Origin of the sequence: Dechloromonas sp. ZS-1, from assembly GCF_039649255.1 — a bacterium.
Taxonomy (GTDB): domain Bacteria; phylum Pseudomonadota; class Gammaproteobacteria; order Burkholderiales; family Rhodocyclaceae; genus Azonexus.
The window spans coordinates 1-10,580 of record NZ_JBDIYD010000025.1 but is presented as its reverse complement, the minus strand read 5'-3'; the positions used below and the strand labels follow the sequence as shown (position 1 = coordinate 10,580).

The 10,580-nt window shown below is 56.3% G+C and carries 9 protein-coding genes; 1 reads left to right on the top strand and 8 read right to left on the bottom strand.

Annotation, left to right across the window (positions count from 1 at the left end):
• The 3 genes from AACO21_RS16425 to AACO21_RS16415 form a co-directional block, all read right to left on the bottom strand.
• Positions 1-248 (bottom strand): GDP-mannose 4,6-dehydratase (locus tag AACO21_RS16425; RefSeq protein ID WP_346193610.1); only part of this gene is annotated, 248 nt, incomplete at its 3' end.
• 69 nt (positions 249-317) lie between these two features.
• Entirely contained in the window at positions 318-2,423 is a 2,106-nt protein-coding gene (locus tag AACO21_RS16420; RefSeq protein WP_346193609.1) for an EAL domain-containing protein, read from the bottom strand.
• 9 nt (positions 2,424-2,432) lie between these two features.
• Entirely contained in the window at positions 2,433-3,719 is a 1,287-nt protein-coding gene (locus AACO21_RS16415; protein WP_346193608.1) for a transglycosylase SLT domain-containing protein, read from the bottom strand.
• Positions 3,720-3,877: 158 nt separating this feature from the next.
• Here AACO21_RS16415 and AACO21_RS16410 point away from each other — a divergent pair, with 158 nt between their 5' ends.
• On the top strand, positions 3,878-4,558 hold the full coding sequence (locus tag AACO21_RS16410; RefSeq protein ID WP_346193607.1) for a transglutaminase-like cysteine peptidase: 681 nt from the start codon (positions 3,878-3,880) through the stop codon (positions 4,556-4,558).
• Positions 4,559-4,567: 9 nt separating this feature from the next.
• On the opposite strand, the gene AACO21_RS16405 is transcribed toward AACO21_RS16410, so the two are convergent.
• From AACO21_RS16405 to AACO21_RS16385, 5 genes are all read right to left on the bottom strand, one after another.
• On the bottom strand, positions 4,568-5,167 hold the full coding sequence (locus AACO21_RS16405) for a hypothetical protein (RefSeq protein ID WP_346193606.1): 600 nt from the start codon (positions 5,165-5,167) through the stop codon (positions 4,568-4,570).
• Positions 5,168-5,223: 56 nt separating this feature from the next.
• On the bottom strand, positions 5,224-5,940 hold the full coding sequence (locus AACO21_RS16400) for a CpsB/CapC family capsule biosynthesis tyrosine phosphatase (RefSeq protein WP_346193605.1): 717 nt from the start codon (positions 5,938-5,940) through the stop codon (positions 5,224-5,226).
• 11 nt (positions 5,941-5,951) lie between these two features.
• Positions 5,952-8,216, bottom strand: a complete 2,265-nt coding sequence (locus AACO21_RS16395) for a polysaccharide biosynthesis tyrosine autokinase (RefSeq protein WP_346193604.1) — start codon at positions 8,214-8,216, stop codon at positions 5,952-5,954.
• A 61-nt stretch (positions 8,217-8,277) separates the two neighbouring features.
• Positions 8,278-8,832, bottom strand: a complete 555-nt coding sequence (locus tag AACO21_RS16390; protein ID WP_346193603.1) for a polysaccharide biosynthesis/export family protein — start codon at positions 8,830-8,832, stop codon at positions 8,278-8,280.
• Between the two features lie 42 nt (positions 8,833-8,874).
• The gene (locus AACO21_RS16385) at positions 8,875-10,281 is read right to left on the bottom strand and encodes an outer membrane beta-barrel protein (protein ID WP_346193602.1); all 1,407 of its coding nucleotides are present in this window, start codon (positions 10,279-10,281) and stop codon (positions 8,875-8,877) included.
• Positions 10,282-10,580: the final 299 nt, after the last annotated feature.

The following is a 10,580-nucleotide window of genomic DNA, read 5'->3' as shown; positions in this document are numbered from 1 at the left end:
TCCGCCGCAAAATTGAGCACGGCACGCGGTTGGTATTCCTTCAGGAGTCGGGTGACCAACTCGGCATCGCCGATGTCCCCCTTCACGAAAACATGCCTCGGATCACCGTCGACCGTCGCCAGGTTTTCCAGATTGCCAGCGTAAGTCAGTGCATCCAGATTGACGACCTGCTCATCGCTGCCCGCCAGCCAATCCAGAACAAAATTACTGCCAATGAAGCCGGCCCCGCCGGTCACAAGGATGGTCATGCTTGCCTGCCTGATTGCGCACTACATTTGAATGAAGGCTGAATTTTCGCATGCGGACAACGATTTCGCTCAGGTTCGCGCGGCAGAAATCCCCAGCTTCGGCAACCAGGCCTGCACGGCGAGCATCTCTCGCAACTCATTGAGCGGCATCGGGCGCCCGAAGACATAGCCTTGTGCCGCATCACAGCCGACCTCTTTCAGAAAGGAGAGCTGTGCGGCGGTTTCAACGCCTTCAGCCACGACACGCAAGCCCAGGCGCTTGGCAAAAGCGATCAGCGCCGCCACCAGATCGCGCATCTGCGCACTGGAGGCCACCTCCGAAATGAAGCAGCGGTCAATCTTGATGGAGCTCATCGGCAATTGTCTCAATAGACCGAATGAGCAATAGCCACTGCCGAAATCATCCAGCGTAAAGCGACAGCCTGACAGCGCCAGCCCGAAGAGGGTTTCCAAGGCCAACTGATTGCCGCCCAGTGCAGTCTCAGGGCATTCAAAGGTAATCAGGCGGTTGGGCACACCGGCTTCGCGCAAGACTTCCAGCAGATTGTTCAAGGCCCCAGGTGCCGCCAGTTGCCGGGGCGACAAGTCGACCACAAGGCCGATCTCCCGGGTGTTATCGAGGGACAGGATTTCCTTGACGGCTTCGGCCAGGGCACGTCGCCCCAGCTCAGGCATGATGCCGATCTGTTCTGCCACCTCCAAAAAACGCCCGGCATCAAGCAGACCATGCTCCGGGTGGTGGAAGCGTAGCAAGGCCTCCACGTTTTCCACCTCGCCGGTATGCAGACAGATTTCTGGCAAGTACCGCAAGGAATACCGCCAGTCCTTCAGACCCGCCCGAAGCTCCTTCTCCATGTCGAGTCGGGTATCGGCCTGCAACTGGGCATCGCTACGAAAAATGCGGAACTGCCGCCGCCCGGCCGCCTTGGCTTCATACAACGCGGTATCGGCCGCAGCCAGGAGTTCAGACTCGGTACGCGCATCGGTTGGATAAACGGCAATCCCCAGACTGGCGCTCGGCTGGAGGATGTACTCGTCGAGCTCGATCGGCCGACTCAGCTCAGCAATCAGTTTGGCACAAATGGCGGCCAGCCCTTCGGGATGCCCGTCCAGCTCCAGCAGGATCACGAACTCGTCACCACCGCGCCGACTGACTGTATCGGATTTACGCAGCATGTCCTGCATGCGCGCTGCCAGGACCTGCAGCACCTCGTCCCCGACAGCATGGCCGTAGTTGTCGTTGATGTCCTTGAAGTAATCGAGATCGACATACACGAGTGCAATCGACTCGCCATAACGCTCTGCACGCGCCAGCGTACGGTGCAGTTGTTCCGAAAAGAGGACCCGGTTCGCCAAGCCAGTCAGGCAATCGAAATGCGCCAGCTGGCGCATACGCTCCTCTTCTTGCTTGCGCTCGGTGATATCCGAGACCAGGCCGACATAGCGACGGGAGCCATGCAGGTCGCCATCCACGGCGGCAATCGAGAGCCATTCGGAAAACTGCTCCCCATCCCGGCGTCGGTTGACGATTTCGCCAGACCAACGCCCACGAGTTTTAAGCGTTTCCCAGATCGATCGATAAAAGCTGGAGGTCGAATAGCCGGCGGAAAGCATGCTGGGCTTTCGCCCGACCACCTCGTCTGGCCGATAACCGGTAATTTCGGTAAAAGCCGGGTTGACCGCCAGAATGCGCGGCTCGTCATCGGTCACGATGATGCCTTCGTTGGCCACCTCGAAAACCATCCGCCCCATGCGCAGATCCATCAGGCGCTCGCGCTTCTCCAGCGCACGCTCCAGGGTCTCACGCAACAATTGGAAATCGAGCGGTTTGAACAGATACCCCTCAACACCAATTTCAAGTGCCTGCTGCAGATCGTGACAACTCGCCTCGCACGAGAACATGATGATGGCCGCATCCGGGTCGATTTGCCGAATATCCCGGGCAAGCTTGAAGCCCTCACCGTCAGCCGATTGCACATCGATCAGGGAAACATCCGGCTGCACACGACGCCATTGACGCAAGGCTTCGACCGGCTGTTCACATACGTGCCGATCTTCAATCCCCAAGCGCAGGAAACTGTGTTCCAGCGCAGCCAGGGCAAGGTCATCGGACTCCAGCACCAGAATGCGTGCCTGACTGATCCTTGAATTGGCGACGTATTGATTGGCGTCCACGTCACATCCTCAATTGGCAAGACGCGGTACTGACGTACCGGTACGCGACATTACACAGGGCTCGGCGCCACACTGCCCCATGGCAACCGGACCTTGCACGCCGCCGGAGAGCACATCCGCTGTTCCCAGTTCGTGACTCTTCAGGGGAATCAACAGGGTACTACCCGGCATGTAGAGTTGCCCGTCCGGTAACGGATTAGCAAACAAGAGGCGCTTTAAGGGCACGCTGTTACGCCGCGCAATCTCACCCGGGCTCGCCGGACGGGTGATCCGGATTGCGCGCCAGGAGACCCAGGGACCGGCGTACGTGCCCATCCCCAGAGAGAGACGCAGCGCCGCATCATGCGGCAGCAGGAGTTGGGTTTTGTAGCCGCCCAGAATCACCGGGGCCTTGATGGAAGGATTCAGGGCGCTGAATGCTGCAGGGCTCAAACCCGACAGCCGGATGACCAGATCAAGGTCGATATCCCGGCGAATTTCGACGACGCTGTGGCGCGGTTCATTACGAATGGCAGGCAGGCTCAAGCGATATTCGGCGGGATTGGCAATCAGTCGGCGCAGCGCCAGGATGCGCGGCACATACTCCCGCGTCTCGACAGGCAGCACGGCAGCAAGGTCATTAAAGCCGGGTTGTTTGACGCCCCTGGCGCGAGCACGGTCAATTTCAGCCTGAATCCGTTTTTCGCCACAATTGTATGCCGCCATTGCCAGGGGCCAGCTGCCAAACATGCGATAGAGGTCGCTCAGATAATCCAGCGCAGCCCGTGTTGATGCAATCAGGGAGCGCCGCTCATCGCGAAAACGGTCGATATCGAGTTCGTAAGTCCGCCCGGTCTTTTCGATGAACTGCCAGGCACCATGCGCCTCCGCTTGGGACTTGGCCTCAAGCGTATAACCAGACTCGACAAACGGAACCAGTGCGAGCTCCATGGGGAGTTGGCGACGGTCGACCTCTTCCACAACGTAAAAAAGGTAATCCGCGCCCCGGGCCGAGGTACGCTCCAGATAGCGATCCTGCGCAAAACGGCGCGCGGCTTGCAGAACCTTGGGATCACGATCCATCTCGGGAACACTGAGCCCAGCCTTCAGGCGCAGCCACAGATCGTCGTAATGCTGCTTTTCAACCACGGCAGGCAACATGGCCGGATCCAATTCCGGCGGCACAACCTCGACAACAGCCTCACCCATAATCTCCGGCGCATCCAGGCTTGCCGAGAGATCAATATACGGGGCATCGAAAACCGATGCACAGCCGGTCGCCAACACGAATGAAACGATCAGGGGGAATGGACGCAAGGACTGCAGCACGCAAGAGCTTTCAATCAAGCAAAGCGGCAATGTACTCCGAACGCATAGTTCTTGGAATATGCCAAAAGAAATAAGCCCTTAGCGCCCCTCACCCGACAACGTCATGCTGACTGTACAATGCCAGCTTTCATCTTTAGCAACCGACCTTGTCTGCACGCGCACGAAACCTCCTTGTCGGATTAGTTTGCCTGGGCGCGACATCGTTGGTCACGGCGGGATTGGTCGATTTTTCAGACAACCTGTTCAATTACGTTGCCCGCCGCTTTTCCCCTGATGCCCCCAAGCGTCTTACCGTGTGGCAACGATTGATTCAGGACATGCGCAATGCCGAGGCAGCCGGTGCGCGTCGCAGCGAACCCAAAGCGGAAAGCCTCACCCTGCGGAAGATGAATGACTTCTTCAATCAAATTCCGTATTACAACGATATTGTGCATTGGGGAAAGGAAGACTACTGGGCAACACCGGTCGAGGCACTCTCCTCGTTCGGGGCAGACTGCGAGGATTACTCGATTGCCAAGTACCTGTCACTGAAAGAGCTGGGGATCCCCATCGAGCGCCTGCGTATCACCTATGTCCGCGCCAAAGACCTGGGGGAGTCACACATGGTCCTCGCCTACTATCCGACACCGGAAGCCGAACCCTTGATTCTCGATAATCTGACACGAGAACTCAAACCGGCCTCGCAACGTCCGGATCTGGAACCTGTTTACAGTTTCAACGATGACGATCTCTGGCTGCCCAGCGGGGCGGCCAAACGAGGCGGCGCTTCACAGGTTCGCCTCTGGCGGGATCTCAAAGAAAAGCTGGCTAGAGAACAGGCGATGTAAGAGGCGCCATCATCGCGCCAGGACATCCTGATGACCATATTGCTTGGCAATCGCCATCAAATCGGCTTGATTGGCCGGCAATGCGTCCCGAACGACCTGCACAAGAAGCACCCGTTGTCGCATCGAGGCCTGATCCCAATATTGGAAACCAATCCCGGCAATAATCCGTTGCACCAATCGTTCACGACTGCCATAACGGGCTGCTCTTTCAAAGGCATCCCACATCTCCGGCGTCACACCCTTGCGATAGCTCAGGGCAAGTGCCAAGTTAGCCCAGGCATAGGGTGACATCGGTCGTGCCACGACCGCCATCCGATAGTGCTCGATGGCAGCATCAAGCATTTCTGCAGACACCTTCGGCAAGCCGTTCAGAAGCTCGGCACGTCGCCCGTAGAGACCGGCCAGGCTCTCATGCAGGAAGGGATCACCGGGGGTTGTCGCCAACACCCCGGCCAACTCATGACGCACAGCGGAAAGATCCCCCCAGCTGACCTTGCGGGCATCCGTGAATTGCCATTGCATCAGCCGAGCGCGCGGTGCCAATTGGCGCAGGTCCGCCACCCCATACTGGAAGGCCGTCCATACGGAGAGCGCGGACAGGGTCGCCAACCCTCCCATGAAAACACGTGATGCCCAATGCAGGGGCTTAACCGGCCGGCCTGTTGTCATGCGCCGATGATTTTAGCCGGCCAGTCAACGACCATCTGTTGGGCACGCGCAGCGCCCACCACCTCAGCCGCAGCACGCACCCCTTCGCTCAGTACCGGCGGGCGATGTTCGAGGTTATGCGCGTCCGTTGCGATGACATGGACCCATTCACGCTCAAGCAGGGTCACCGCGGTCTCGTATGCTGCATCCCCAAAGCGGCCGGCGATGGAGCCGGCGGTCAACTGAGCCCAACAGCCCAAATTGATGAAGAGCCCCAGCTTCTCCGGCTGAGCCATGATGGCCTTGTTACGTTCGGGATGCGCAATGAGCGGACGCACTTTGAACTGAAGCAGTTTTTCGATGAACTGCTGGCTCCCCACCGGAATCATCTGATGCGGAAACTCCAGAAGCATCACACGGTACCCATCCACCGTGCCCAGAAAGGGGATTTCCTCTTCCAGCAGCAGTTCAAGGGACTCCACACTCAAACGGACTTCGCCGCCGAGGCGAACCTTCAGCGGAATGCCTTGGTGATCCAGTTCGTTCTGAAAATGCGTCACTTGCTGGACCAAGCCTGAACGCACATTGGCGTAACGCCCGGGGTGAATATGCGGCGTCAGAACACACGTGTGGATACCGTCTTCCACTGCGCGCCGGGCCAGCGCCAGCGACTCTTCGAGAGTCGCGGCGCCGTCATCGACACCAAACAGAAGATGGGAGTGAAGATCAATCATGGCAGATCACATCAAGACGAAGCGGTATCGTCCCCATAAACTGCACCATAACCATTGGTGTATCCATTCTTCCCATAGCCGTATTTCCCATAACCGGAATACTCGCCATAGTACTTCTCAGCCTTCTCAAAATCGAGGCGATTCAGGACGACACCGAGAATCTGGCCATCGGCACGACGCAAACGCTGCAGGCCTTTACGAGCAAGCTGGTACGGGGTATCCAGCGCCTTGCTGACGTAAATCACGCCCGTCACCATCGGTGCAATCACCAGCGCATCACTGACCAACTCCACCGGCGGCGAGTCGATGACGATGATGTCGAACTCTTCGGAAAGCGCCTCCAGCGTGTCCTTAAACTTCTGGGAAAGCAACAGTTCAAGCGGATTGGGCGGAATCGTGCCGGAGGACATCAGCATCAGATTGGAGCCCTGAACCGGTTGCACGCACTCAGCCAGAGTCGCGGTACCGGAAACCAGATTGGACAAGCCCTTGGCACCAACCTGGAGATCCAGGCCCTTTGAAACCGCAGGACGACGCATGTCAGCGTCGATCAAGAGCGTCTTCTTGGTATGGGCATGCGCCATCGCCAGGTTAATGGAGAAGGTTGTCTTCCCTTCACCTGGCAGACTGGAGGTCACCAAAAGAATACGCTTGGGCAGGTCGATGGCCGAGAGCAACACGCCGGTACGCGCCGTACGGATCGCTTCGGAGTACAGCGATTTGGGCTGATCCAGGAAGATTCGCGCCGTCGAAGTACGCTGCGTCTCTTCCTCCTTGAGCAAGGGCAAGGTCGTCAGCAGCGGATGCTTGAGTTTGGCTTCGACATCTTCGGAGGTTTTGAGGGTGTTATCCAGGCGATCCAGCAACAAGGAAGCCAACACACCAATGAAGAGACCCAGAACGAAGGCAATGGCAATAATTTGCACCTTCTGCGGTTTGACCGGCTTTTTGGGCTCCACGGCGGGGTCGACCACACGGGCAATTGCCGTCTGCAGATCCCCCGCGACGTTGGTTTCCTTGGCGCGCTTGACGAACATGTCGTACATCTGACGGTTGGAGTCCACTTCACGTTCCAGCACGTTCAGTTCAAACTCCTTGCGGTTCAGGCTTTGCACCGTCCCCTTCGCAGCACCCAAGACGCCTTCAAGGGCGCGTTCCGTACCACGCGCAACCTCGAATTCACGCGTCACACTGGCCACGACGGTATCGACCTGACGACGCACGTTATCGCGCGCTGATTTCAACTCGCCTTCAGCCTGAACGTACTTCGGGTGCTCACTCCCGTAACGTTGAGCCAGTTCAGACAAACGACGCTCCGCCTCCGCCTCCTGCTTTTTAGCTTCGGCAATGATGGGATTACGAATGACGCCCGGCAAGGAACTCAAATCTGCGCCCTTCGGCGCTGCTTTGATCTGGTTATAGGCATTCTCGGCCTCGGCGCGCTTCATGCGGGCCTCGACCAGACGCTGCATCACCTCTTCGATCTGCTTACCGGCACCACTCTGAGCCGCACTCTTAACATCCACAATCCCTTGTTTCTCACGGAATTCCTGCAAGGAACGCTCAGATTCGTCCAACTTGTTTTTCAGGGTTGTCAGACGCTCTTGCAGCCAGGTGCTCGCCTGCTTGGTCATTTTGTAGCGCGCATCGAGATCATTCTCGATATAAACATCCGCCACAGCATTGGCCACTTTGGCCGACAACGCAGGACTACGCGACTCAAAGCTGATTTTGGCAAGTTGGCTCAAGCGAATCGGCTCGATTGTCAGTTGCTTCGAGAACTTGGTGTAGATCGCCTCCGCGAGCGCGTCATCGCTCCACTCTTTCTCGCTGAGATCATCGGAAAAACCCACCGCGGCCAACGTAGACTTGATCCAGGAATCAGATTTGGGGCGGGGATCGAATTCTTCATCCTCCCACAAACGCAGCTTCAAAATGGACTTGATCGCCACCTCACGCGACTTGATGATTTCGACCTGAGTCTGGAAATACTCCCGGTTCTGAGAAATGCCGGAATAGACATCTTCAATCGTCACCACTTTCGATTTATTGGCTTCGATCAGAACCGTTACCGTCGACCGGTAAATCGGCGTCATGACGAAGACCACAACCGCAGCCAACAAAGCGACCGCCAACCCAAACGCGAGAATCGGGTACTTTCGCTTGGTTATACTCCGCCAGTATTCGACGATATCGAGCTTATCCTCGTTATCCGACGGATCATGGAGAAAAATCTGCTTATGCTTGGCGTGATCGGCCGCGTGTTCTTGAGTCATGAGTCAAGTCAAAGGTAATACGCCGGCAGAGCCGGCGCATGGTTAGTCGAGCGACAGGCGATTAGAAGAAACTTTCTTCGACCGTGACAATATCGCCGGGCATTACTGGTGTATTCAATTCCGCACGCTGAGAACGCTGCTGCGGGTCACCATCACGAATGATAAAAATTTTCTGTAATGAAGCGCGCTCTTTGAAGCCACCAGCGAGAGAAGCGGCCTTCCGCACAGTCAGCCCCGGCTGGAATGGATACCCACCGGGCTTATCCACCATCCCGTTAATATAAAACGGACGGTATTCCTCGATGTGGACAGAGACCTTGGGGTTCACCAGATAACGCCCTTTCAAGCCAGAGGTGATGATGCGTTCCAGGTCACCGAGGGTCAAACCCAGCACCTTCACCTCACCCAGCGCCGGATAGGGAACGGTACCCGCATCGGTCAGGCGAATTTTCTCCTTGCTGAGTTCGTCCTCACCAAGGACACGAATGGTAATCACATCACCAGCAGCCAAACGATAGGCAGACAAGCCCGTCGCCGTTGCCAGTGGCAAAGCATCACCCTTCAATACCGGCACATCCGATTGGGCAAATGCAAGCCCAATCGAAAATACCAACAAGCACAAAAACCTAAAAACCGTCACAACCACTCCCGTCATGTCTTACAGGACAGCCTCAAGCGTGACCATGGTGACATCGCGCTTGAAGTTATAAAGTTGATCATTCGAGGTACGGTCCGTGCGGGTCCAATCAATACCAGCGCGCATGCGGTAACCCAACTCATGGAAGAAACCGACCCCATAATTCTTGGTATCGTCTTCACGGGTGCTACCCTTGTAATCCGACTTGATCACACCGTAGTTCAGACGCGACGAAACATAGGAAGCCCACTTATGGTTCCAGGTCAGCGTGGTAGCGTTATTCAAAACGTAGTTACCCGTCCCGGTAGAGTCCAGGGGTGCTCGCGAAGCGAGCAAATCAACCGTCGAATACGTCAGCGGCGCCCAACGTACACTCGCCTCCCAGCTCGCAACACTCGCGTCCTGACGAGAGGCATCATCAAAGCGCTTGTATGCACGACCCAGTTTCAGGGTACCGGTTGTTTTTGCCGTTGCATCCCAAACGAAGCCGGCGTAGTAACGGGTATCGGTATTATCCTGAGTCGAGTTAGCCCAAACATAATCCGCCCAGGTATTGCGCACTTCGAAGAGCACCGAGGTCTTCGGCATGAAACGATAGTAGAAACGCCCGGCGACCGTGTTCAAATCAACATCTGAAGCAATCGTCGTGGCGCGATTGTTATCGTAACGCTTCTGCATCATGGAGCCTTCGAGTTCCAGGCGGCCAATCGAGCCTGGTGCACCATAGATGCCCAAGACACGTGCGATCGGGGCATGCCAACGATCCGGCTCAGTGCTCGATGCACGATCCGTTGAACCGCGCGGATCGCTTTTCTCCAGATAGCCAACGCCCCAACCAAGGCGAGCGCGCGTGGTGAAATAGTTATCGCCACCCAGCCACAGTTCGTGGTGGTTAAAATTATCAGCAGAACTTGACTGATAACGACCATAGTTCCCCTGATAGCTCAGGGTATAGCGGTCACCATGCGTTTTGATTTCGCCAACGAGTTCAGGACGAACAACAAAGAAGCTGGACGAAACTTTATTGGTCTGTGTGCCCAGTACGTTGTCGTTACGACCGTAGCCAATGGAAGCCGAGGGATAAACAAAAATGCCGTTATCAAAACGGATGGGACGGCCACGTGTTGGAGACGTCAGGATGTTCCCTTCGACCGAACGGCCAGAAGAGGCCACACCCGCGCCACCCAATTGATAGGCAGCAGCAGCCGAGCGTTGCGAAATACCGGCATTATCCGTCGAGGCAGCCCCAAAGACACCGCCGTTGCCAAACGAGGAATTTCCTGCATCCCAATTCGTAGCGGAGGATTCTGCTTGCTGCGTATCAGCAGACGGCTGAGCCGTAGTAGTTGCCTCCTGGGCCACTACCGAAGCAGTTAAACCAAGACTCAGAACAAGGGCAATAGCGGAACGCGTTTCGAAATTAACCACAGGAGATCCTCCAATTCATAACCGATGTGTGCAGCGCACAATTGGCACGAATCATACCCTAGCCCGACCATAGTCGTCTAGCATGACAAAAGTCGTATCTATTTGAATAAAAAGGCATTCATCAAATGCTACAAAAATAGCAAGCAACTAGGTTTTGATCGCACTATTTCCATTTAGCATTTGCACTGAGACGAACTGATGCATTAGCCCGATTAGAGTCCAGCAGGGCCAATCCATCTTGGAGTTGCGAGCCCCTTCCTTCGATAGTGCCTTACGTTTGAAGACCATAGGCCAAGTTC